Origin of the sequence: Propionispora hippei DSM 15287 (genome assembly GCF_900141835.1) — a bacterium.
GTDB classification, from domain to species: domain Bacteria; phylum Bacillota; class Negativicutes; order Propionisporales; family Propionisporaceae; genus Propionispora; species Propionispora hippei.
On record NZ_FQZD01000010.1, the window covers coordinates 42540 to 67582 of the forward strand.

Consider the following 25043-nt stretch of genomic DNA (forward strand, 5'->3'; position numbering starts at 1 on the left):
AATACTACTTATATGACTCAGGAAAGGGGATGGGGTAAATGGCAATAAATGTACGAGGTAAAAACATTGAAATTACGCCGGCCTTAAAAGAGTACGTAGCGAAACGTGTCGGTAAAGTGACGAAGTATTTTGAAACACTAGGTGAAATTACTGTTGTCCTCACTGTGGAAAAGGGACGTCATATCGTGGAAGTGACCGTGCCGATTAACGGCATGCTGCTCAGAGGAGAAGAAGCCACCGCCGATATGTATGCCTCGATTGATCTGGTAATTGAAAAATTAGAAAAACAAATTGAAAAATATAAAACCAAACTGGCCCGCAAACTGCGCGGTGGAATCTTCAAAGGCGAATTTGCGGCAGCGGCTCCGGCGGTACCGGACGCGGTGGAGCACGAAGAGCTGAAGGTAGTGAAAACCAAGCGCTTTGCCGTGAAACCGATGAATGTGGAGGAAGCCATTCTGCAGATGAATCTGATCAATCATGACTTCTATGTATTCAGTAATGCCCAGACCGAGGAAGTCAACGTTATCTACCGCCGCAAGGACGGGAAATACGGCTTGATTGAACCGGAGTTCTAAGAAATCAGCAGGTCCCAACTGAATCATATTATTGGAAGAGACTATACCTTCTGGTAGTATAAAAATCCCCGTCAGTTCCACTCGGAACCGGCGGGGATTTATCGCGTTTATTATGGAATTATCAGATAATTTACAAATTTGTTTGGTCCTGCTGGCTGGCAGTCTGCCGCACCTAAAGACATGGAAGGAATTGCGCGAGCTTTTTCGTCCCGTTTTGGCGATGGAACCGCGCATATCGTACAGGTAAGGTGACGACAACGAAGCTGGACGAAAAATATCGCGATAAGAATACTATGGATTTAGCTGTGACGGACTGCTGCTTACCGGTGTCTGGCTCCGGCGGGACAAAATGATTTCCGCTAAAGTTGCGGCTTCCAGCTCCCGGGCCTTCCGGACGAAGTCCTGGCGGGTGATGAGGTTCTTTTCGATCAGCAGCTCCAGCAGGACGGAGATGGACAGAGTGTTTTTATAGTCTATTTCTTTCAAATCTGCCAACTGACCGATCATCTCCAATTTTTTCATAGATCAGACCACCTTTATGCATTTTTTTCTTTATTGGGCGCGTCAAATTGTGATAAAATACATGTGTGTATATTGTATTCAAAATTTTGTTTTACAATATGGAAAATGGTTCGCAATAATATAACTTTATATTAGTATAGCCAAATTTGTATGTATTTAAACGGGGGGCCTGCCGGTGACTGGATTTCAGCAAAGTGAACATACGGAGATCATTCAGATTGACCGTAAAAAATGTAAAGGATGCGATTCGTGCAAGCAGTTTTGCCCGACCAATTCCATTGAGGGCAAGTACGGCACGACGCATCATATTAATAATGAAACCTGTATTTCCTGTGGACAATGCTTGATCAACTGTCCTTTCGGGGCCATTCAGGATTTGGTGGACCCGGTAGATACGGTTATCGCCAAGCTGAGGGACCCGGCGGTGACGGTGGTGGCGTCTAATGCGCCGTCGGTCAGAGTGGCTATCGGTGAGGAATTCGGAATGCCTCCCGGCACACTGGCGACGAAGAAACTTTATGGCGCAATGAAGCAGGCCGGCTTCAAAGTGATTGACACCAACTTCGCTGCCGATAACACTATCATGGAAGAAGGCATGGAACTGGTGGCGAAGATCCGTCAGCAGGTGCTGGGTGAACCGTCGGAGCATCCCTTGGGACCGCTGCCCCAGTTTACCTCCTGTTGTCCGGCCTGGGTGCGATTTGCCGAACTGAATTATCCTGAAATCTTACCGCACCTTTCGTCAGCCAAATCACCGCTGATGATGGCCGGAGTGGTCGCCAAAACCTACGGAGCCAGAGATATCTGGCAGGTTAAGCCTGATAACATGTATGTAGTAGGCATCATGCCCTGTACGGCGAAAAAATTCGAAGTATCCCGTCCGGAATTTCACAGTGCCGCCGACTATTGGCAAACACAAGGCGCGGCCTCAGAATATCCCGATGTTGATACCGTACTGACAACAAGGGATTTGGCACGATTGTTCCGTAAATTGCATATTGACTTCGCGGCAATAACAGAGTGGTCCGATGAAGATAATCCCCTGGCACAGTATAGCGGCGCAGGTGCTATATTTGGTGTGACCGGGGGCGTTATGGAGGCGGCACTACGGACCGCCTCCTTTGTTATTACCGGGAAGGAAATGACCAATCTGGAGTATACACCGGTCCGCGGCCTGCAGGGTGTCAAGGAGGCGGAAGTCGTACTGACTGATGCCAAGACCGGTAAGGACATCCATCTTAAGGTAGCTGTCGTCCATGGTATCAAGGCTAATCTTCGGCCGGTTGCCGAGGCTGTGGCGGCGGGAACCTCGCCCTACCATTTCATTGAAGTAATGAACTGTCCCGGCGGTTGCATCAATGGCGGCGGACAGCCGATCAACCCGATGGGAACTTCCTGGATAGACAAGTATCGGGCCTTGTTGCCCTGGACCTAAGCTGAAGGAGAAGGTGTTACGATGGCACGGTATGATTATGTGGAAAAAACGGTAAAAATAACGCGGCGGGAGTTTCTGGCCGCCACCGGCGTGGCCAGTGCGTTTCTGTGGAGCGGCGCTTATGTGGTCACCGATTTGGTGCAGGACCGGAGCAAATACATCAAACTGCGCACCCAGGGACTGTATAGGGATGATGTAAAAGCCAAGGTACGGCAGAGCCATAACAACCAGGCGCTGACCAACATGTACGAAAAATTTGCCGGCAAGCCGCTGGGACCTTTAGCGGAGGAGTTGCTGCATACCCGGTATATTGACCGGACTAAATTAGTCTAAGTCGGACGAAATTAATATAAGGAGGAAGTTGTGGTGAACCATCATAAGGAAGAACATGCCCGGGTATTAAAACATCGCTGGCCGTCGCGGCTGTTTCACTGGGGTCTGGTGATCGGCTTTTTGCCGGCAGCCATAACCGGCCTGATTATCTGGCAGAAGCCCGGCAGTGAGGAATTTGTCAATTTGGCCATGCGGATTCATATTGTCAGTGCGGCCATTCTGACCATATCGGCCTTTACGTTTATGTTTACCGGCTTTGACCGCATTGTGGCTTTTTTTCGGCTGGTCCTGTCCTGGAGCCGTCACGATCTGGAGTGGCTGAAAATTGGCGGCGGCTATCCCCACAAAATCCTATTGGGCCGGGAAGTCCCGGTGATGCCGATGGATAAGCTGAATTCGGGCCAGAAGCTGATGGGAGTAATTATGCTGGTTGGCGGTGCCTTCCTGACGGCTAGCGGCTGGCTGCTGTACTCGTTTATTCCCTTTTTCCCCAAGCTGTTTGTCTATTGGGTCGAATTCGGTCATTTATGGATCGGGCTGGCCATGACGGCCTGCCTGGTGGGACATATGTTTCTGGGCATCTACAATCAGGGCGAATTTAAGGCTATGTTTGGCGACGGGACCCAGCCGCTTTCCGAAGTAAAACACCACAATCCTCTGTGGGTGGCTCACAAAATCGAACGGGTAACGGGCAAAACTACAGAGGAGCCCATGGAAAAGGGAGCCTGATTTTCCTGGCGGTTTAGCAATAGCTAAGCTGCCTTTCTTATTGTTAGGGCTTATTTATAAAGCTGTTAGGTTGCCAAAAACATTAGTACCTTATTAACCCTAATCTGTGAATACTGACGGTCTATTTTCCGCAAGCCTTCGTTGTCGTCAGTTGGCATACTAACAGGTATGCCGCCATCCTCCGTCTTGTCTCGCGAAAAATAGCCTCGCCATTATTTTTACAGTTTTAGGATTGAAAAGGTATTAAGCTAAATTATTTTCATCGGATGGCCTGTAGCGGTATATAATAAGCATGAGGTTTGTTAGAAAAAATAAATATAATAGATGGAAAACAGCCAGTCTGTTTTTGACAGAGTGTCAATAGTCTGGTAAAATTTTATAATAGCGTGTATTGTATAATAGACGCACTATGGCAATGAATAACTCACTGCCGCTGTCATAAAAAGATAAGGGAAGCGCTGTATAAGGAGCTGGTAATAATTGTTTAAGTTTCTTAAGAATATCTTTGGTGATGATAACGAGAGAGAAATTAAGCGTATGATGAAATATGTGGAGCAGGTCAATGGTTTGGAAACCGGGCTGCAGAGCCTGAGTGATTCCTCACTGTCGGCGAAAACAGGCGAATTCAAACGGCGCCTGGAAAATGGCGAGAGCCTGGACGACCTGCTGCCGGAAGCCTTTGCCGTAGTGCGGGAAGCGTCCCGCCGGGTATTGGGTATGCGTCATTTCGACGTCCAGCTGCTGGGCGGCATTACGCTCCATGGCGGCAACATCGCTGAAATGCGTACCGGTGAAGGTAAAACGCTGGTGGCTACGCTGCCGGTGTATTTAAACGCACTGACCGGTAGGGGCGTCCATGTTGTTACGGTTAATGATTATCTGGCCCGCCGCGACAGCGAGTGGATGGCCAAGGTCTATAATTTCCTGGGACTGTCGGTGGGACTCATCGTGCACGGACTGGATTTTGCTCAGCGCCGTGCCGCCTATGCCGCCGATATTACCTATGGTACCAATAATGAATTCGGTTTCGACTATTTGCGGGACAATATGGTCATTCATGCCGATCAAATGGTGCAGCGGCCGCTCCATTACGCCATTGTCGACGAAGTGGACAGCATTTTGGTCGATGAAGCGCGGACACCGCTGATTATTTCCGGACCGGGGGAAAAATCCACCGATCTTTATTATGTGCTGGCCAAGGTAGTGCCTAAATTAAAAGAAACGGAAGACTATACCGTTGATGAAAAGGCCCACACCGTGGCGCCGACCGAGAGCGGCATTGCCAAGGCGGAAAAACTGTTAAACATCAAAAATATGTACGAAAGTGAAAACATTGAGTACTCCCACCATTTCAACCAGGCCCTGAAGGCTCATGGCTTGATGAAGCGGGACCGCGATTATGTGGTCAAGGACGGGGAAGTAGTCATTGTCGACGAGTTTACCGGACGGCTTATGTTTGGCCGCCGTTATTCCGACGGGCTGCATCAGGCCATTGAGGCCAAGGAGGGCGTGAAAATCGAGCGGGAAAGCCAGACGCTGGCCTCGATTACCTTCCAGAACTACTTCCGTATGTATGAAAAGCTGGCCGGCATGACCGGTACGGCCAAGACGGAGGAAACTGAGTTCCGCAAGATTTACCGGCTGGATGTGCTGGTTATTCCGACTAATAAGCCGGTCAGCCGGCAGGATTTGCCGGATGTGATCTATAAAACGAAACGGGCCAAGTATAAGGCCGTTATTGAAGAAATCGCCCAATTGAACGCTAAAGGACAGCCGGTGTTGGTCGGCACCACCTCTATTGAGCAATCGGAGGACTTAAGCCAGCAGCTTAAACGGCGTGGCATCGTCCATAATGTGCTGAATGCAAAATACCATGAGCTGGAAGCACAGATCATCGCCCAGGCCGGACAGCGCAATGCCGTGACCATCGCCACCAATATGGCCGGCCGCGGTACCGATATCGTGCTGGGTGAAGGCGTTCCCGAACTGGGTGGCTTGCACATCATCGGTACGGAGCGCCATGAAAGCCGGCGTATTGATAATCAGCTCCGCGGCCGGGCCGGCCGTCAGGGCGACCCCGGTTCATCCCGCTTCTATCTGTCCTTAGAGGACGATCTGATGCGGCTGTTCGGGGCCGATAACATCGCCGGTATCATGGATAAGCTCGGTATGGAAGAGGATGAGCCCATTGAGCATTCCCTGATCACCAGATCGATCGAGCAGGCCCAGAAGAAGGTGGAAGGCCGCAACTTTGATATCCGGAAGCATGTGCTCGAATATGACGATGTCATGAACCAGCAGCGCGAAGTGATTTATGGACAGCGCCGTTCGATTTTGACCGGTGAAAACATGCGGGAAAATATTTTCCACATGATTGAGAAGCTGGCCGACCGGGGCATGGAGCTATATGCCGACGAGAAGCTTTTCCCGGAAGAATGGGATTATGCCGGGTTGATTGAATATATGGAAGGCCTGTTTGCCCCGCCGGGAGCTCTGACAGAAGAACATCTTTCTAAGTTTAGCCGGGAGGAGCTGCGGGAAGAACTGCTTAAAATAGCCACCGATGCCTACAATGCCCGGGAAGCCCTGTTTGGCGAAGACAACATGCGGGAACTGGAAAAAGTGGTCATGCTGAAAGTGGTGGACAGCAAGTGGATGGAACACCTGGACGCCATGGATATGCTGCGTGAGGGCATCGGCCTCAGGGCTTACGGCCAGCGCGATCCGTTGATCGAATATAAGATTGAGGCCTATGACATGTTCCAGCAGATGATTGATAATATCCAGGAGGATATTGTGAAATACATCTATCGCGTGAATATTGTCACCCAGCCGGAGGACCACCTGCAGCAGGCCCATGAAAGCCACGAAGAAATCTCGGCCGTAAAATCGGCCGGTGAATCAGCCGGTGAAGCGGCCGGTCATGAACCTCAAGCCGTCAAGGATGCTGTGGGACGCAATGATCTGTGCCCCTGCGGTTCAGGCAAAAAATATAAAAAATGCTGCGGTAAATAACCGCTGAACGAAAAGCTCCCACTTAACTGTAGTGGGAGCCTGCGCTGCCGCCCGTCTTTTCCCGTTTACGGGGAAAGGCGGTTGTGCCGCTTTTAAACAGAGTTACTGAAAAACATAAAACTATTATTAGCGGCCTTGCCGGCTTGCCCGGCGGGCGCTACAGGAGTTGAGATAACTTGCTATTGGAAGATTTACGGGTACAGATACAGGATTTAGGCAAGAAGCTGAATGAAATGAGGGCTTCTCTTTGACGTAGCCGGCAAACAGGACCGGATTGCCGAGCTGGAGAACCAGATCAGCGCTCCCGGCTTTTGGGATGCGCCGGAAAAGGCTCAGATGGTCATGCAGCAATTGACCGGCTTGAAGGACAGCGTGGGGCAGTATGAGAATTTGCAAAGCCGTTATAGCGACATGTCGGTTTTGTGGCAACTGGGTATGGAGGAGCAGGACGAAAGCGTTTATCCCGATGTGGTAGAGACAATCAAAGCACTGAACCATGACATTGAACATTTGGAGCTTTCCCTGATGCTGTCCGGTGAATATGACGGCAACAACGCCATTTTGACCCTCCATGCCGGAGCGGGCGGTACGGAGGCCCAGGACTGGGTGCAGATGCTGCTTAGAATGTATGTGCGTTGGGCCGAAAAGAATGGATACAAGGTGGAAACTATGGATTTTCTGGCCGGTGATGAAGCGGGGGTTAAAAGCGTTACGCTGCTGATTTCGGGCCGCAACGCCTATGGCTATTTGAAAGCCGAAAAGGGCGTGCACCGGCTGGTGCGGATCTCGCCGTTTGATGCCAGCGGCCGCCGACATACTTCGTTCGCCGCTGCCGATGTCATGCCGGAAGTGGATGATACGGTAGAAATCAACATCAATCCGGTCGATTTGCGGGTGGATACCTTCCGGGCCGGCGGGGCCGGTGGCCAGCACATCAATAAAACCGATTCGGCCGTCCGGATGACTCATTTGCCGACAGGGGTTGTCGTGCAGTGCCAAAGTGAACGGTCCCAGATCCAGAACCGCGAACAGTGTATGCGCCTCTTGCGGGCTAAGTTGTTTGAGCTGGAACGGCAAAAGCAAAGCGACAAAAAAGCGGAACTGGGCGGCGAATACCAGGCGATCGAATGGGGCAGCCAGATCAGGTCCTATGTGTTCCATCCTTATAATCTGGTGAAGGACCACCGGACCAATACGGAAACAGGCAATACCCAGGCTGTCATGGACGGCGAACTGGATTTGTTTATTGAAGCGTATTTACGGAGCGGTTTGTAAAGAATAACAAGGGGGCTTTTGTCTATGTCCAAGCGCCTTGCAGCGATAATTCTGAGCCTTTTGCTGGTGCTGGCTGTGACCGGTGAATGGCTGTTGCCTTCCCTTTTGTCCCAGGCGGTTTCGAACGGTCTGATGGACGTACTCAACAGCAGTCAGGTGGTGGCCCGTTTAGAACGGCGGCCGGCACTCTTGATGCTGGGCGGCGGATTTGATACAATTACGCTGGATGCGGTTCAGGCGAAAACCGACAAGCTGACCTTTAGCGAGCTCCATGCCGTACTGACCGATGTGCGGCTGGACATGGAGGCGCTGGTGAGCCGCCGGGCGGTGGTGCTGCAATCGGTGGGGACGGTCGATCTGTCGGCAGTGATTACGGCGGAAGAACTGGCCGCCTATCTGAATCAGTCGGTTAAAGGCATAAAAAATGCCGTTGTTACCATCACGCCGGAAAAAGTCCAGGTAAGCAGCAGCTTTTCCATCGGCGGCTTTGCCAGTCTGGCCATCACCCTGGACGGAAAAATTGTCGGAGACGGACAGAAGATTAAGTTTGTCACCGAACGGTTTTTACTCAACAACAACCTGGTTGGAAACCTAGGCGGTGCGGTATTGGCGGAAATTCCGCTGGTTGATTTAAAGAAGCTTCCCTTCAATGTCGGTGTTCGCGATATTGTTATGGAGCATGGCAAAGTGACTCTCCACACGGATAATCGCCCTCGCTAGTACTTTATCGGCGCGGATTAAGACTGACAAAGTGCTGCAGGAGGGTTCCCCTGGACAGGAGACGAATTTTATATTATGTTTCTTTTGGAGTTATTTGGTAAAGGTGGAGAGATTGTTGACGGAATACAGATATAATAAACTACTTATTTTATGCATAGCTGTCGGCTTCCTGGCAGCACTGGCTATCGGCTGGCAGCGTCACGGCCTGGAGGAGAACAACTCGCGGGTTGAGCTGGTCATGGATTATGAGGATATTACCGGGCTGGCGCAAATTGAAGGCGTTCCCGTGCCGGAGCTGATGCACAAGTTCAAGGATGCGGGGATTACCTCGCTGGCCGTATATGAGACCACACTGGAGAAGCTGAATAAGAGCGGTAAAATCCTGGCTGTGCCCGGCTCCCAACTGCTCCAGCAGTACCGGACGGGCTCAATGAGCGATCCCCGCTGGCGGAACTTTATTGAGGCGGGACGTATTTTGCCGGAGGATGTATACATTGTGGGCCAGGACCCCCCGACCTTTGCCGAGGTGAAGAGTGATCTCCTGCGCCGGTTGAGTCCGGAACGGGTTGCCGTGCTGGAGGAAGGCACAGCCCCGGTACTGGCCGTTAAAGCCAGCTATGAAAAACTGGAAAAGTGGAACTTAGGCCTGTCGACTGCCGAAATGAAAGAAGCGGCCGGTTACGGGTTTTATGTTGTGGCCCGGCCTACTAACTATAACAAGGTGACGGAAGATGACGTCGATGCCGTTTTTGACCGTCTCCGGGACATTCCCGGCGTCAGTTCGCTCATGTTCGTCGGCGACGAGGTACTGGGCTATCCGGATCTTCTGCCTCATACGGTAAAGCGGATGCAGGAACAGCAGCTTACGTTGGACATGATTGAGCATCCGCTGCAGCTGCAGTTTTTAAAACAGGACGGGCTGCTGCCGCTGGCGGCCGCCAATCACTACCGGTCAGCCCGGGTATATGTCATTCCTAAGGACGAGCAGCCTAAGCTGAAACCGGACGAGGCCATCCACCGCTGGGTATTGACCGACCAGGAGCGCAATATCCGGGTCAATCTGCTGCGTAATTATGAAAAACCGGAGCTGGGCAAGACACTGGTGGAAACCAATCTGGACTATGTTGCCGGTGTCAGGGATGCCTTGCTGGAAAACAGCTTTACCATCGGGCCGGCTACTTATTTCCCGCCTTACTTCCCATCGGCATTGCTGTTAGTGCTGGTCATTTTCGGCACGACAGCGGCCGGAGTGCTGTTTTTAACGTTGGTCTATCCCTTTAAGCCGCGATATCAATATTTGCTGCTGGCGGTGCTTACTGTTGTGCTGAGCCTGCCGGTACTGGCCGGCGGCGGCACACTGATCCGCCAGGCTACGGCCACTATGAGCGCTATTTTATTCCCCGTGCTGTCCATGACTTGGCAGCTTGACCGGTGGCGAGCCAACGAGAGCCTGGGATCTAAAACAGGCCTGGGCCGCATGCTGGTATTAGGAACGGTGGGTCTGACTGTAACCGTGCTGTTATCCATTATGGGCGGTCTGTTTGTCGGTGCTGTACTGGCCGATGTCCGCTTTTTGTTGGAAATGGAGATTTTCCGGGGCGTCAAGCTGATTTTTGTGGCGCCGTTGGTGCTGATTACCTGGGTGTACCTGACCCGCTACAGTCTGTTTGAAGAGCAACTGCCGCTGGACCGGGCCGGCATCGGACGGCAAATCAGCAAAGTGCTGAACTATCCTGTCTATTTAAAAACCTTACTGGGAGCGGCCTTTGTGGCGATTGCCGCCTGGGTGTATATCGGACGGTCAGGCCATACGGCCGGCGTACCGGTATCGGCGCTGGAATTAAAGCTGCGCTATTTCCTGGAGCAGGTCATGTATGCCCGGCCGCGGGGCAAGGAGTTTGTGATTGGCCATCCGGCGTTTTACTTGCTGCTTATGGCTTTTTGCCGGCGCTGGCCGTCGACGCTGCGGTACGCTCTTGTGGTGGTGGCTACCATTGGCCAGGGCTCGCTGGCCGAAACCTTCGCCCATATGCGGACGCCCATTTTCATGTCCTTTATCCGGGGCCTGGATGGTTTGTTTATGGGAATTGTCTGCGGGATCGCCGCCTTAATCGGCGTACAGGTCCTTCACTATCTGCTGTTTGTGCTGGGAAGGAGACCTGCGGGACATGAGTAAGGTGCGTCAGATTGTTATATCCGGTTATTACGGCTTTGCCAATGCCGGCGATGAAGCCATGCTGGCAGCGATGATTGAGGCATTGACCGAGCTTGACCCGGCTATGAACATCATTGTCCTTTCCGGCAATCCTGCCGATACCCGACAGCGGCATGGCGTAGAATCGGTGTATCGCTTGAACTATCCCGAAATTATTCGCGTGCTGGCCAACAGCGATCTGTTGATTAGCGGTGGAGGCAGCCTGCTGCAGGACGTGACCAGTGATCGCAGTTTATATTACTATTTGAGTATTATGATATTGGCCAAGAAGCTGAATACGCCGGTTATGCTCTATGCCCAGGGAATCGGCCCGGTCCGCGGCCGGCTGGCCCAGGCGGCTATGCGCTATATCGGCAACATGGCTGATATGATTACCGTACGGGATGAAGGGTCCCGCAACGAGTTGCAGCGCCTTAAGGTAATCCGGCCGCCGGTGCATGTTACCGCCGATCCGGTGCTGGCCATGCACCCGGTAGACCGGGAAATCGGCCGGACTATTTTGCGCAAACATAGGCTGGAGGGCGCGGCGCCGCTCATTGGCATTTCAGTCCGGGAGTGGAAGGACTGGGAGCATTACAAGACGGTGCTGGCGAAGGCCGCCGATGCGATTGTCGAGCAATTCGGGGCCCGGGTGGTGTTTATTCCCATGCAATGCCCGGAGGACTTTGCCGCAGCAAAAAAAATCGTGGAACGCACTACCAGGGAAGTTCATGTTCTGACCGAAGAATATACCACATATGAATTACTGTCACTGGTTGGCAATCTGGATATGCTGATCGGTATCCGGCTGCATGCTCTGATCTTTGCCGCCGTTATGCATGTGCCCCTGGCAGGCATCTCCTATGATCCGAAAATCGACCGTTTTTTGGAATGTCTGGGCGAACAGCCGGTAGGCACATTAAAATCCATTACAGTGGAAACACTAATAGCTACGGTGAAGGAACTGCTGGCGGAAAGACAGCGTCCTAACCGGCCTTGGGAAGAGCGAATGAATGATCTCCACGAAAAAGCCTTCCGGAGTGCGGAACTGGCAGTGGAGTTAATCGGTAAATGACAGAGGTAGGAAAATGAACAGAACGCTCTTAAACTATCTGGGGATTGCCGTGGGGGCGGCTATTACCGCCTTGGGGCTGAATATGTTTTTGATTCCCAACAAGATCGCGGCGGGAGGGGTCAGCGGGTTAGCCACTGTGCTGCATCATCTGCTGGGCGTGCCGGTCGGATTGACCATGATTGCCTTCGATGTGCCTTTACTGCTCATCAGCCTAAAGGTGCTGGGGCCGCGCTTTGGTGTGAACACCTTGCTGGGCGCTGTGATCCTGGCCTTGTCCATCGACGTTAGTGCGCCCTATATCCCGGCCTTGACCCATGACTTGCTGCTCAGCGCCTTATATGGCGGTGTTATCAGCGGTTTGGGGCTGGGGATTGTTTTTCGCTCGCAGGGGACAACGGCCGGGACCGATCAGATTGCGGCTATTATTAATAAACTTTTTTCTATTCCGATTGGTCAGGCCCTGATGATGGTAGATTTTTTCGTCATCGCTACCGCCGGCATTGTGTTTAAAAGTGCCGAACTGTCACTGTACGCTTTGATTTCCCTGTTTGTAACAAGCAAAATTATTGATCTGATTCAGGAAGGCCCTAGTTCCGCGAAGGTGTTCCTGATTGTGACGACCATACCGGAAACGATAGCCGACGCCATTTTGGCCGACTTGTCCCGCGGCGTCACATTGTTTTCGGCCCGTGGCGGCTATACCAAACAGGCCGGCGAAATGGTCATGTGCGTGGTCAGCACCCGGGAGGTTACACAGCTAAAGGAACTGGTGTCTCAACTCGATGAAAAAGCCTTTGTGATTGTAGCCGACGCCCATGAGGTGCTTGGCGAGGGATTTAGCAAATAAAACGCCACTCTGCTGCATATGCATATAGAGGGCGTTTTTTTATGCCTGTGCCTCAACGTACAGGATGCTGCGGGAGGGGAAGACGTGAGACCATGGGGTACGGTGGTATATGTCGGCCGCCGTATGATCCGGCGGATGGCGGTAGCTGCAATCAGCCTGGCGGCTGTCGTTAAATTTGGTTCGCTGACCGGGATGGCCCTTTCCATGCTGGTCTCGCTGGTTGCCTATGCGGCGGCCTTTGGCCTGGAATTTGCCGCGGGCTTTGTCCTATTGTTGTTTGTCCATGAATGGGGTCATTTACTGGCATCAAGAATAGTGGGACTCAGGGTATCCAATCCCTTGTTTATTCCCTTTATTGGCGCGGTCATCAGTTTGAAACAACGGCCGCAGACGGCTAAGATGGAAGCTAATATTGCAATTGGCGGGCCGGCGGCGGGAACGCTGAGCGCGCTCGTTTGTCTGGCCATTTACTTCTGGACTGACAGTACGCTTATGCTGGTGATGGCCTATACGGCTTGCCTGCTCAATTTGTTTAACCTGATTCCCTGTGATCCGTTGGATGGCGGGCGGATTGCTGCCGCCATTTCCCCCTTCATGTGGTGGCTTGGCAGCATCACTGTGGGCAGCTTGTTTCTTTATACCCAGAATTTTTTCCTGCTGCTCATCTTTATCGTATCCTTAGTCCGGCTTTGGAAAAGCGAAACGGCCGGTTATTATTATGACATGCCGGCAGGTCAACGCTTTCTGGTGCTGCTTTGGTATTTGGGGCTTTTGACGGTGTTGGGCGTGATGACGCTGTATATTGCCGGTCTGCTGAAATAAGCTGAACCTGGTCAGGGGGCTTTTTTGTAGATTTAAGCAAGAGCTGTGGGTGCGAGGCGCATCCTGGAAAATTAACGTGCCGGGAAACGTCCCGGCACCGGCAACAGGGCATAAGTCTTGGAATTTTGTGTTTTTCCCAGGCGGCTCGGATGGCTTGGCAGAAGCACCTCGCGGGAGCCGTCCCTGAATGTGGACAAGCTGCAGGATATTACCAGGAAATATCTGCAAATGCTACAGGAAAAGAAGGTTTTTTACCAAAAGCGTCAAATCATTAGAACAGTGTGGGCAAATTCGACGCTTTTTTTGCGAAGCGTTTTTCAGGAGGAAGGGGGAGTGGCTATTGATACAAATGAACGGCGTTTCCAAAGTGTACAGCAACGGTTCTGTCGCCCTCTCAGATATTAATGTACAGATTGATAAAGGCGAGTTCGTGTTTGTCGTCGGGCCCAGCGGGGCAGGCAAATCCACCTTTATCAAACTGGTTTTCCGGGAAGAGCTTCCCACCCAGGGCGAGCTGGTTGTCAACGGACGGAATGTCGGCGACCTGGAGCCGCCGGAAGTACCCTACTTACGGCGCAGCCTCGGCATTGTGTTCCAGGATTATCGCCTGCTGCCGAATCGGACTGCCTATGAGAATGTGGCCTTTGCCATGCAGGTGGTGGAGAGTTCTCACCGGGAAATTCAAAAACGGGTACCCCATGTGCTGGACCTTGTCGGTTTGCGGCAAAAGGCACGTCATTATCCGACGCAAATGTCGGGCGGTGAGCAGCAGCGCATTGCTATTGCCCGGGCAATAGTGAATAATCCCGTCATTGTGATTGCCGATGAACCCACGGGAAATCTCGATCCGGAGACATCCTGGGAAATTATGAAAATCTTTGACCGGATTAATCAGAACGGTACGACCATTGTGATGGCCACCCATGATAAAACGGTGGTCGACGGCATGCGCAAGCGGGTTATCGCCATTGAAAAGAGCCGTATTGTCCGTGATGAAGCCAAGGGGGTATACGGCTATGAAGATTAGGACAATGGAGTATTTTATCCGTGAGGCTTTTGTCTCGCTGCGCCGGAACGGACTGATGAGTTTTGCCTCAGTCAGCACAGTGGCCTTGTCGTTGCTGATTCTGGGTATGTTTCTGGTCATGGTGCTCAATCTTAGCCATATGGCGTCCGCTCTGGAGTCACAGGTGGAAATATCCGTCTATCTGGAGGATGGCTTGAACGATCTGGAAATCAGGGAAACAGGGACACGCATCACGAAGATTCCGGGGGTTTCCCAGGTGCTGTTTGTCAGCAAGGATGAAGCGCTGGAACGGTTTAAACAGCGGCTGGGAGATCAGCAGGGTATGCTGAGCGCCCTGGGCGACAGCAATCCGCTGCCCAATGCGTTTGAGGTCAAGGTGGACAAGCCCGAGCAGGTGAAGCCGGCAGCCCAGGCCATTGCCAAGTTAAAGGGTGTGGAGAATGCCAAATTCGGTCAGGAAGTCGTCGAGCAGGTGTTTAATCTGGCGCGGATGATCCGGGTGCTGGGCGTCATTCTGATTGTTTTTTTGGCCCTGGCCGCCTTGTTTATTATCTCCAATACAATCAGGATCACCGTGTTTGCCCGGCGCAAGGAAATCGGCATTATGAAATATGTCGGTGCCACCGACTGGTTTATCCGCTGGCCGTTCTTAATTGAAGGAATGATTCTGGGCTTCGGCGGTGCTCTGGTAGCGGTACTGCTCCTCAGTCAAACCTACGGCGCCCTGGTATCGCAAATCTATCAGTCACTGGCGTTTTTGCCGGTCATTCCCCAATATCCGTTTATCAATCATATCAGCCTCTTCCTGCTGGTGGTGGGAGCGGTAATCGGGGCCTTAGGCAGTACCATCTCACTGAAGAAGTTTATGAAAGTGTAGTCATTTGGCCGGGTTAAACAGTAGGGTTAGGTTCGAGCTAATCAAAATTTTAATCCGGCCACGGTACTAATCTCGTGCGGGAGGGATTTCATGGTGACCATTCGCCGTTATCTGGCAGTGCTGCTGGTACTGCTTGTAGCCGTTCTTGCCGTCATGCCGGCCCTGGCTGACGAGCTGGAGCAGAAGCAGCAGGAATTGCAAAGCATGCAGCAGCAGATGCAGCAGCAAAAGGAACGGGCTGCCAGAGCACAGACCCAAGTTAACAGTGTATCGGAAAGGCTTCGTTCGATACAGGGCGATCTGGATGTGGCACAAAAAGAGTATTCGGCCATTCAGGACCAATTAGAGGCAACGGAAAAGAAGATCGAAGTAAATGGTGAAATTTTGGCTAAGGCCGAGGACGATCTGGCCGACCGCAGCCAAATTTTGAATAAAAGAATGCGCGACATTTATAAAAACGGTCAGGTTAATTATCTCGATGTGTTATTTGGTGCCAATGATTTTAACGATTTTGTGACCCGGATGGACATTTTGAAGCGGGTGGCCCGCCAGGATGTTGATCTGGTCAATAAGGTAAAGGCCGAACGGGAACTGATCCTGGCTAAGAAGGCGGAGCTGGAAACCGACCGTGCGAACATTGTGGAGTTGAAAAAAGCGGCGGAGGAAAAGAAAGCCTTGATTAGCGCTCGCAAACAGGAGCAGCAGAAAACGCTGGACAGCGCCATCAGTGAGCGGGATCAGGCGGAAAGCGCTTACCAGGAATTGCAGGAAAACTCCCGTCAGATTGAGCAGATGATCCGTCGCATCCAGCCAGGCAATGCCGGTTCGGCCGGTGGATCAGGAGCTTTGATGTGGCCGGCCAGCGGACCGATTACTTCGCCTTTTGGCTGGCGGACACATCCGATTTTCGGCACTGCCCGCTATCACAGCGGCATTGATATTGGCGCCGATTATGGAGACACGGTCGTGGCGGCCGACAGCGGTGTGGTAATTTTTGCCGACTGGATGGGCGGCTACGGCAAGGCGGTTGTTATCGACCATGGCGGCGGCGTTTCCACCTTATATGGTCATAATTCCGAGCTGCTGGTTAGTGAAGGACAGCGCGTCACCAAGGGGCAGGCTATCTCCCGGGTAGGCGCCACCGGCTATGCCACCGGGCCGCACCTGCACTTTGAAGTGCGGGAAAATGGCAGTCCTGTTGACCCGATGAGTTATCTGCCGTAGTGCCTATGCGTTAAGCAGCGGTTAGGACGTATATTTTTATTGCATTGTGCATAAGATTGTTTACATGAAAGTTCGGGGTTGTTGTACCTTATAGTAAGGGGCCGGCCTCGAACTTTCCTTGATGCGAATTGAGGTGTTGGTATTTGAGTCGGCGTAAGACGATTGCGGGAGCCGTATTATTGGTCGTATTGACCTTTTTTGCAACCACCGGAGGGTATTTGTATCTGCTGAATATTAATGCGGCGGATCTGGCCGGTACCTGGCAGATATTTCATGCCATGCAGATTATCAAAAGCCGGTATGTGGAAGAGACGGGAACCGATACCCTGGTGGCCGGAGCCATCAAAGGGATGGTCGGTTCGCTGGGCGATCCCCACTCCATTTACATGGATCCCAAAATGTATAAGGAATTTATGATTGAAACGGAAGGTTCCTTCGGCGGCGTAGGCATTGTGGTCGGCATGAAGGATAAACAGTTGATGGTAGTATCGCCGATTGAAGGAACGCCGGGGGAACAGGCCGGCATTAAGAGCGGTGACCAGATTGTTAAAATTGACGGGCAGGATACGAAAGACATGCTGCTGGACGAAGCGGTCAACAAGATCAGAGGCCCCGAGGGTTCGCAAATTGTCCTGTCCATCAAACGGGGCGCCGAACCGGTGCAGGATTATACCGTAACCCGTTCCAGCATTCAGATTAAGACGGTAGCCGGAAAAATGCTGCCGGGACAGATTGGATATATCCGTATTTCCATGTTTAATGAAAATACGGGCAACGACTTTGTGCAGAAGTATCAGGAACTGGAGCAGCAGGGCATGAAGGCCGTTATTCTCGATTTACGGGATAATCCGGGCGGGCTGCTGGAGGAAAGCGTGAAAGTGGCTTCCAAGTTTGTGCCCAAAGGTCCGGTCGTGTCGGTTGTTGACCGTCAGGGGAACCGCGAAACGCACCAGTCCGATCTGGCGGCCGTAAAGTATCCGGTCGTCGTGCTGGTTAACGGCGGCAGTGCCAGCGCCTCGGAGATTGTCGCCGGGGCCATTCAGGATACCGGGGCCGGTACGCTGGTCGGAACCAAGACTTACGGCAAGGGTTCGGTGCAGACGCTGATGCGCCTGAACGGCGGCGCGATCAAATTGACCATTGCCAAATACCTGACGCCCAATGACCGCTCGATCAACGGGATCGGCATTGAGCCCGACGTGAAGGTGGAATTGCCGCAAAATCAGCCGGTAACCACCGATATTCAACTGGATAAGGCTTTGGAAATTATTAAAAGCAAGCTATAAAAAAAGCGGCGGACCTGTTCCGCCGCTTTTGTCATAGGCGGGAGCATTTCGGCGATTGAACCAGCAAGAAGCTGTTTGGCTGGCAGCAGAGGCATAGACAAAGATGGTGAATTCACCATTTTCTGGTGGAAGCGGGGATAAGGAGAAGCGCTTCTTGTTATCTTATTACTGCGGCTGTATAGAAAGTTTGTTCGATGCGTGATATAATAATTGTTAATTGATATTAATGCTTGTTAAGGATGATTACGATGGCCATAGTCCCTAAATTGCATAGACCCACCATAGATACCGAAGGCGGCATCCCCTTTAAAATCGAGGCTCCCTTTCAGCCGACCGGCGATCAGCCGGAGGCGATTGCGGCCCTGGTAAAGGGGATTGAACGGGGTGACCGGACGCAGGTCCTGTTGGGGGCGACCGGCACCGGCAAGACCTTTACCATTGCTCAGGTGATTGGAAAGGTACAGAAGCCGACCCTGGTGATTGCCCATAATAAGACACTGGCGGCTCAGCTTGCCAGCGAGTTTAAAGAATTTTTCCCCAACAATGCGGTGGAGTATTTTGTCAGCTATTACGACTATTATCAGCCGGAGGCTTACATTGCCCACACCGACACCTACATTGAAAAGGATGCTTCGATCAATGATGAGATCGACAAGCTGCGCCATTCGGCTACCAGCTCGCTGTTTGAGCGGCGGGACGTCATCATTGTGGCCAGCGTGTCCTGCATTTATGGTTTAGGTTCGCCCGATGAATACCGTGATCTGGTGCTGTCGCTGCGTCAGGGGCAAATCCGGGACCGGGACGATATTTTACGCAAGCTGGTAGACATCCAGTATGAACGGAACGATATAAATTTTGTCCGCGGCAAGTTCCGTGTCCGGGGCGATGTCATCGAGATTTTCCCTGCCGCCTACGGCGAGAAGGCCGTTCGCGTCGAGCTGTTCGGCGACGAGGTGGAACGCATTCTGGAGATTGACACCCTCACCGGCGAGGTGCTGGCCGAACGCAAGCATATTGCCATCTATCCGGCTTCTCACTATGTCACTTCCCGTGAAACCATGCAGCGGGCCATGGTGAATATTGAAGCCGAACTGGCCGAGCAGCTGGCCCTGTTTAAGGCGCAAGGCAAACTGCTGGAAGCGCAGCGCCTGGAGCAGCGGACCAATTATGACCTGGAAATGATGCAGGAAATGGGCTATTGTTCAGGCATTGAAAACTATTCCCGCCATCTGACCGGCCGTAAACCGGGCGAATCACCGTTCACGCTGATTGATTTTTTCCCTGACGATTTCCTGATCGTCATTGACGAGTCTCACGTGACGCTGCCGCAGCTCAGGGCGATGTATGCCGGCGACCGTTCCCGCAAACAATCGCTGGTGGAAAACGGCTTCCGCCTGCCGTCGGCTTTTGACAACCGGCCGTTGCAATTTAACGAGTTTGAAGAGCGGATTCGTCAGATTGTCTATGTATCGGCCACCCCGGCCGCTTATGAAATGGAGCAGGCCAGCCAGGTGGCGCAGCAGGTTATCCGGCCTACCGGCCTGGTCGATCCGGAGATTGAGGTCCGGCCGATCAAGGGCCAGATGGACGATCTGCTGGGCGAAATCAAGCTGCGGGCCGCCGTCAACGAGCGGGTGCTGATTACCACGCTGACTAAGAAAATGGCGGAGGATCTGACCGAATTTTTAAAGGAAACCGGTATCCGGGTGCGGTATTTGCATTCGGATATTGCCACCATTGAACGGGGCGAGATTATCCGGGATTTGCGGGCCGGCGTATTTGATGTGCTGATCGGCATCAATTTGCTGCGGGAAGGTCTGGATATGCCCGAGGTGTCGCTGGTTACCATTCTCGATGCCGACAAGGAAGGCTTTTTACGGTCCGAAACCTCGCTGATCCAGACGATCGGCCGGGCGGCCCGTAATGTCAACGGCAAGGTTATTCTTTATGCCGACCGGATTACCGATTCCATGCGGCGGGCCATTGCCGAGACCAACCGCCGCCGCGATATTCAGGAGCAGTATAATACGCTGTACGGCATTACGCCCCAGACGGTGCAAAAGCGGGTTAAAGACCTGATTGAGACCACCAAGGTAGCCGAACTGCCGGCGGAATACAAGACCGACCGGATTGGTAATTTGAATAAACAAGAGATGCTGGAACTGGTCGGCAAGCTGGAAAAGGAAATGCGCGAAGCCTCCAAGAAGCTGGAGTTCGAACGGGCCGCCGAGCTGCGCGACATGATTGTCGAGCTGAAGGAACGGGCCGGACAGCCTAAGCCGGCGGGCCGGAAGAAAGCAAAATAACGATCACAGGAGAACCGCTGATTTTATGGGCCTGCCAGCCAGACGGAAAAAGATCCGTCAGGCTGCACCGGGTGAATTAATCAGTGGTTTCCGGCTGATTGATCAAATACAGGGAAGGAATGCGAAAGTGAAGGAAAAGATTATCATAAAAGGTGCGAGACAGCACAATTTAAAAAATATTGATATTGAACTGCCACGGGATCAACTGGTGGTAATTACCGGCCTGAGCGGGTCAGGCAAGTCCTCGCTGGCCTTTGATACCATTTATGCCGAAGGACAGAGGCGCTATGTCGAGTCGCTGTCGTCCTATGCCCGTCAGTTTCTCGGGCAGATGGACAAGCCGGATGTGGACTATATCGAAGGATTGTCGCCGGCCATTTCTATTGACCAGAAGACCACCAGCCGTAACCCCCGTTCCACCGTGGGGACGGTTACCGAAATCTATGACTATTTGCGGCTCTTGTTTGCCCGGGCCGGGCGGCCCCATTGTCCCAAATGCGGCCAGGCCATCAGTCAGCAGACGGTGGAGCAGATGGTCGATCAACTGACCGCGCTGCCGGAGGGGACCAAGCTGATTGTTATGGCTCCCGTGGTGCGAGGCAAAAAGGGCGAGCATCAAAAGATTCTCGAAGATATTCGGAAAAACGGCTATGTCCGGGTGCGAATTGACGGTCAGGTACAGGATGTGACCGACGAAATTGCGCTGGAAAAGAATAAAAAGCATACCATTGAAGTGGTGATTGACCGGCTGGTGGTGCGCGACGGAATCGGACAGCGGATGGCCGATTCGCTGGAAACGGCGCTGCAACTGGGCAAAGGCGTGGTGTTGGTTGACTTGGTGGGCGATAAGGAAGTGACGTTCAGCCAGAATTTTGCCTGCGTGGATTGCGGCATCAGTCTACCGGAAATTGCGCCCCGTATGTTTTCCTTTAACAATCCTTTCGGCGCCTGCCCTGATTGCACCGGTTTGGGCAATAACATGGAAATTGACCCGTCGTTGGTCATTCCCGACGGCAGCAAGGCGTTTATTGACGGTGCGATCGCGGCGCTGAGCAAAAACCTGAATTCCTACTTTATGTGTCAGTTGGAAGCCGTGCTTACTCACCACGGCGCTTCGCTGTACAGTACCTGGGACAGTTTAAGTGAAGAGTTGAAGCAACTGATCATGAATGGCTCTCAGGAGGAGAAATTCACCTTTACCTATGAGAATATGTACGGCGAGACCAAGCGCTACCATCTGCCCTTTGAAGGAGTCATTCCCCTCTTAAACCGCCGTTACCGGGAGACAGCTTCCGATTGGTCAAAGGAAGATATTGAGGAGTATATGAGCTCCAAGCCGTGCCCGGCCTGTAAAGGAGCGCGTCTCAAGCCGGAAACGCTGGCTATCCGGGTGGGCGGCAAGAATATTTATGAAGTGACTCGGCTGACCATCGTTGAGTGCCGGGATTTTTTTGCTGCTTTGGTGTTGACCGAACGGGAAATGACCATTGCCCGTCAAATTTTGAAGGAAATTAATGCCCGCCTGGGCTTTTTAGTCAATGTGGGTCTCGATTATCTGACGCTGGACCGGGCGGCCGGGACACTAAGCGGCGGCGAGGCGCAGCGTATTCGTCTGGCGACCCAGATCGGCTCCGGTCTGGTCGGTGTACTGTATATTCTGGACGAGCCCAGTATCGGACTGCATCAGCGGGACAATAACCGGCTGCTGGCCACGCTCAAGCATTTAAGGGATGTAGGCAATACCCTGCTGGTAGTCGAGCATGACGAGGATACCATGTATGCCGCCGACCATATTGTTGACATCGGTCCGGCCGCCGGTTCCGGCGGCGGGCAGATCATCGCCCAGGGTACGGTGGAAGAGATTAAAGCTTGCCGGGATTCGGTAACCGGCCAGTACCTGAGCGGCGTCAAATATATTCCCGTACCGGCTGTGCGGCGCAAGCCTAACGGCAAGTGGCTGGAAGTAGTCGGCGCCAGGGAAAATAACCTGAAAAAGATCAACGTCAAGTTCCCTCTGGGTGTTTTTACCGCCGTGACCGGTGTTTCCGGGTCAGGCAAGAGTACGCTGGTTAATGAAATTTTATATAAAGGCCTGGCGTCCCGGCTGTATGGCGGCAGTCGCCAGCGTCCGGGCGAGCATAACGAAATTCGCGGTATTGAATATATTGACAAGATTATTGATATCGATCAGTCGCCGATCGGGCGGACGCCGCGCTCCAATCCGGCGACCTATACCAGCCTGTTTGACGTGATCCGCGACGTGTTCAGTCAGACGCCGGAGGCCAAGGTACGCGGCTACAAGCCGGGCCGCTTCAGCTTCAACGTGAAGGGCGGGCGGTGCGAGGCTTGCCGGGGCGACGGGATTATTAAGATTGAAATGCATTTTCTGCCTGACGTGTATGTTCCCTGTGAAGTATGCAAAGGGGCGCGCTATAACCGGGAAACGCTGGAGGTCAAGTATAAGGGCAAGAGCATCGCCCAGGTGCTGGATATGGTAGTTGACGAAGCGGTGGAGTTTTTTAAAAACATCCCGAAGATCCATCGCAAACTGCAAATCCTGCAGGATGTCGGTTTAGGGTATATTCAGTTGGGACAGCCGGCTACCACGCTGAGCGGCGGCGAGGCCCAGCGGGTCAAACTGGCTACCGAGCTGGCCCGCCGCAGCACCGGCAAGACGCTGTACATTCTTGACGAGCCGACCACCGGTCTGCACACGGCTGATATTCACCGCTTGCTGGAGGTGCTGCAGCGCCTGGTGGATGGCGGTGACAGCGTCGTGGTGATTGAACATAATCTGGACGTGATTAAAACGGCCGATTATTTGATTGACCTGGGGCCGGAGGGCGGTTCCGGCGGCGGCACTATTGTCGCCAAGGGAACGCCGGAGGATATTGCCGCCACTGCGGCATCTTATACCGGACAGTTTCTGGCACCGGTACTGGAACGGGGCATCCGGGAGGAACGGCAGGCATAAAAAACAGGCTGTTCCAAATCACTTGGTTTGGAACAGCCTGTTTATATGGCGAAATAGCATGTCGTCCCTTTGCCATTGCCACAAAGGGAGGCAAAAGGCTAGGCCTGTTCTCCCAAAAACTTAAGAAAAGACTTGGCTTGTGTCGAGTCCCTAGGGACGAAGACACAAGCCTTAGTCGTCCTTACTTATGATCAGAAAGTCCTAAAATCCGTAGACTCGCTTCGCTCAAACAGCAATCCAAAGGGCACAGGCGGATTTCTTAACGGAAGCCGGTAATTTTTCATCCTGCGGAACGTATGTTTCCGGAAAAAGTCAACGGAGAGAACGAAAGACCGAAATAAATTGTGATATAGACGCAAAAAAACGCAGGCAAGCTGGAGTAGCTTGCCTGCGTTGGCTTATATTAATCTTCGGAGGAAGGTGTCATCCGTTTGGCGATGAACTGGGTGTCAATATCGCCGCTGCAGAAATAGGGATTATCCAGCAGCTTCCGGTGAAAATCAATAGTGGTTTTCACGCCGACAATCCGGAATTCGGATAAGGCCCGCCGCATGGTCTTAATGGCGTCGCCGCGGGTTCGGCCGCAGGTAATGATTTTGGCGATCATCGAGTCATAGTACGGCTGGACAATCGAGCCGGTGCAGACGCCGTCGTCTACCCGGACATTGGGACCGCCGGGCTGGTGATAAAAGGTGATTTCACCGGGCGAAGGCAGGAAGAAATTATCAGGGTCTTCTGCGTTAATCCGGCATTCAATGGCATGACAGTTAAACTTCATGTATTCCTGACGGATGGGCAGCGGATCGCCGGCGGCGATGCGAAGCTGCGTCTTCACCAGGTCCACGCCGGTGGTGATTTCAGTAATGGCGTGCTCCACCTGGATACGGGGATTGATTTCCATGAAATAAAATTCACAGGTGTTTTTGTCCATCAGGAATTCGACAGTGCCAATGTTGGTATAATTGGCGCTTTTGGCTGCCCGGATGGCCAGGGCTCCCACCTTTTGACGCATTTCCGGCGTGATGACGCAGGAAGGCGCTTCTTCCAGAATTTTCTGATTGCGCCGCTGAATGGAGCATTCCCGTTCTCCAAGATGAATGATGTCGCCGTAGTTGTCGGCCACGATCTGTACTTCGATATGGCGGGCATTGGCGATATATTTTTCTAAATAAAAGCCGGCAGTGGTAAAATCAATTTTGAGCGCCGCCGTGTGAATATCCGCTTCATTTTGGGCCACGAACATGGATTTGCCGCCGCCGCCGGCAATCGGTTTGATAATCACGGGATAGCCTATTTTGGCTGCCGTGCTGACTGCCTCTTCCAGGCTGTGGACAGGATCGCTGCCAAGGGCCATCGGCAAGCCAGCCTGTTTCATCAGTTCGCGGGCCGCATCCTTGTTGCCCACTTTGCGGATAGTTTCCGGACGGGGACCGACAAACACAAAGCCGGCTTTAATGACAGCCTCGGCAAAGTCGGCGTTTTCCGATAAAAAGCCATAACCGGGGTGAATGGCGTCTACTTCGGCCAGTTGAGCCGCATCTAAAATAGCGGCCACATTGAGATAACTGCGGGTGGCGTCGGCCGGGCCAATATTGATGGCCTGATCTGCCAGCTTTACATGTACCGCATCGGCATCTGCACTGGAATAGACAGCGACTGTTTCAACTCCCAGCTCCTGGCAGGCCCGGATGATTCGTATCGCGATTTCACCGCGATTGGCAATTAATACACGCTTGAACATCGGTATAGACCTCCCATTTGCAGTCTTAGTATGCCCGGTTGTTAGATTCGCAACCAGACTCTA

The 25043-nt window shown here is 52.6% G+C and carries 19 protein-coding genes; 17 read left to right on the forward strand and 2 right to left on the reverse strand.

Features of this window, described 5'->3' with window-relative positions:
• The first annotated feature begins 38 nt into the window (after nt 1-38).
• Nucleotides 39-578 (forward strand): ribosome hibernation-promoting factor, HPF/YfiA family, encoded by a 540-nt coding sequence (hpf, locus tag F3H20_RS07175; protein WP_149734268.1) that lies wholly within the window; start codon nt 39-41, stop codon nt 576-578.
• A gap of 291 nt (nt 579-869) precedes the next feature.
• On the opposite strand, the gene F3H20_RS07180 is transcribed toward hpf, so the two are convergent.
• Nucleotides 870-1100 (reverse strand): hypothetical protein, encoded by a 231-nt coding sequence (locus F3H20_RS07180; RefSeq protein ID WP_149734269.1) that lies wholly within the window; start codon nt 1098-1100, stop codon nt 870-872.
• A 175-nt stretch (nt 1101-1275) separates the two neighbouring features.
• On the opposite strand from F3H20_RS07180, the gene F3H20_RS07185 reads away from it, so the two are divergent.
• The 16 genes from F3H20_RS07185 to uvrA all read left to right on the forward strand — a co-directional run bounded on the left by F3H20_RS07185 (nt 1276) and on the right by uvrA (nt 23239).
• On the forward strand, nt 1276-2535 hold the full coding sequence (locus tag F3H20_RS07185; RefSeq protein WP_149734270.1) for a [FeFe] hydrogenase, group A: 1260 nt from the start codon (nt 1276-1278) through the stop codon (nt 2533-2535).
• 21 nt (nt 2536-2556) lie between these two features.
• Nucleotides 2557-2868: an iron hydrogenase small subunit gene (locus F3H20_RS07190; protein WP_149734271.1), complete on the forward strand. Its 312-nt coding sequence runs from the start codon at nt 2557-2559 to the stop codon at nt 2866-2868.
• Nucleotides 2869-2901: 33 nt separating this feature from the next.
• The gene (locus tag F3H20_RS07195) at nt 2902-3597 is read left to right on the forward strand and encodes a cytochrome b/b6 domain-containing protein (RefSeq protein ID WP_188128228.1); all 696 of its coding nucleotides are present in this window, start codon (nt 2902-2904) and stop codon (nt 3595-3597) included.
• Between the two features lie 480 nt (nt 3598-4077).
• On the forward strand, nt 4078-6612 hold the full coding sequence (secA, locus tag F3H20_RS07200; RefSeq protein ID WP_149734273.1) for a preprotein translocase subunit SecA: 2535 nt from the start codon (nt 4078-4080) through the stop codon (nt 6610-6612).
• Between the two features lie 176 nt (nt 6613-6788).
• Nucleotides 6789-7887, forward strand: a protein-coding gene (gene prfB / locus F3H20_RS07205; RefSeq protein WP_188128229.1) for a peptide chain release factor 2 whose coding sequence is annotated in 2 segments (ribosomal slippage) — nt 6789-6860 and nt 6862-7887 — 1098 coding nt in all. Because the reading frame shifts where the segments join, the coding sequence is not laid out codon by codon here.
• A 24-nt stretch (nt 7888-7911) separates the two neighbouring features.
• Nucleotides 7912-8607, forward strand: a complete 696-nt coding sequence (locus tag F3H20_RS07210; RefSeq protein ID WP_149734274.1) for an LmeA family phospholipid-binding protein — start codon at nt 7912-7914, stop codon at nt 8605-8607.
• A 115-nt stretch (nt 8608-8722) separates the two neighbouring features.
• Nucleotides 8723-10783 carry a DUF5693 family protein gene (locus F3H20_RS07215; protein ID WP_149734275.1) on the forward strand — a complete coding sequence of 687 codons (2061 nt, stop codon included), beginning with the start codon at nt 8723-8725 and terminating at the stop codon, nt 10781-10783.
• 1 nt (nt 10784) lies between these two features.
• Nucleotides 10785-11876, forward strand: a complete 1092-nt coding sequence (gene csaB / locus F3H20_RS07220; RefSeq protein ID WP_149734347.1) for a polysaccharide pyruvyl transferase CsaB — start codon at nt 10785-10787, stop codon at nt 11874-11876.
• A gap of 13 nt (nt 11877-11889) precedes the next feature.
• Entirely contained in the window at nt 11890-12723 is an 834-nt protein-coding gene (locus F3H20_RS07225) for a YitT family protein (RefSeq protein WP_149734276.1), read from the forward strand.
• Nucleotides 12724-12807: 84 nt separating this feature from the next.
• On the forward strand, nt 12808-13545 hold the full coding sequence (locus F3H20_RS07230) for a site-2 protease family protein (protein WP_149734277.1): 738 nt from the start codon (nt 12808-12810) through the stop codon (nt 13543-13545).
• Between the two features lie 340 nt (nt 13546-13885).
• On the forward strand, nt 13886-14572 hold the full coding sequence (gene ftsE / locus F3H20_RS07235) for a cell division ATP-binding protein FtsE (protein ID WP_149734278.1): 687 nt from the start codon (nt 13886-13888) through the stop codon (nt 14570-14572).
• Nucleotides 14562-15449, forward strand: coding sequence for a permease-like cell division protein FtsX (gene ftsX, locus F3H20_RS07240; protein ID WP_149734279.1), 888 nt, complete (start codon nt 14562-14564; stop codon nt 15447-15449). The genes ftsE and ftsX overlap by 11 nt, the downstream gene beginning before the upstream one ends.
• Nucleotides 15450-15539: 90 nt before the next feature.
• Nucleotides 15540-16673 (forward strand): murein hydrolase activator EnvC family protein, encoded by a 1134-nt coding sequence (locus F3H20_RS07245; protein ID WP_149734280.1) that lies wholly within the window; start codon nt 15540-15542, stop codon nt 16671-16673.
• Nucleotides 16674-16816: 143 nt separating this feature from the next.
• Nucleotides 16817-17959, forward strand: a complete 1143-nt coding sequence (locus tag F3H20_RS07250; RefSeq protein ID WP_149734281.1) for a S41 family peptidase — start codon at nt 16817-16819, stop codon at nt 17957-17959.
• Nucleotides 17960-18207: 248 nt separating this feature from the next.
• Entirely contained in the window at nt 18208-20265 is a 2058-nt protein-coding gene (uvrB, locus tag F3H20_RS07255) for an excinuclease ABC subunit UvrB (protein WP_149734282.1), read from the forward strand.
• A gap of 127 nt (nt 20266-20392) precedes the next feature.
• Nucleotides 20393-23239, forward strand: coding sequence for an excinuclease ABC subunit UvrA (uvrA, locus tag F3H20_RS07260; protein WP_149734348.1), 2847 nt, complete (start codon nt 20393-20395; stop codon nt 23237-23239).
• 403 nt (nt 23240-23642) lie between these two features.
• Here uvrA and F3H20_RS07265 read toward each other — a convergent pair whose 3' ends face one another.
• Nucleotides 23643-24980: an acetyl-CoA carboxylase biotin carboxylase subunit gene (locus tag F3H20_RS07265; protein ID WP_149734283.1), complete on the reverse strand. Its 1338-nt coding sequence runs from the start codon at nt 24978-24980 to the stop codon at nt 23643-23645.
• Between the last annotated feature and the right edge of the window lie 63 nt (nt 24981-25043).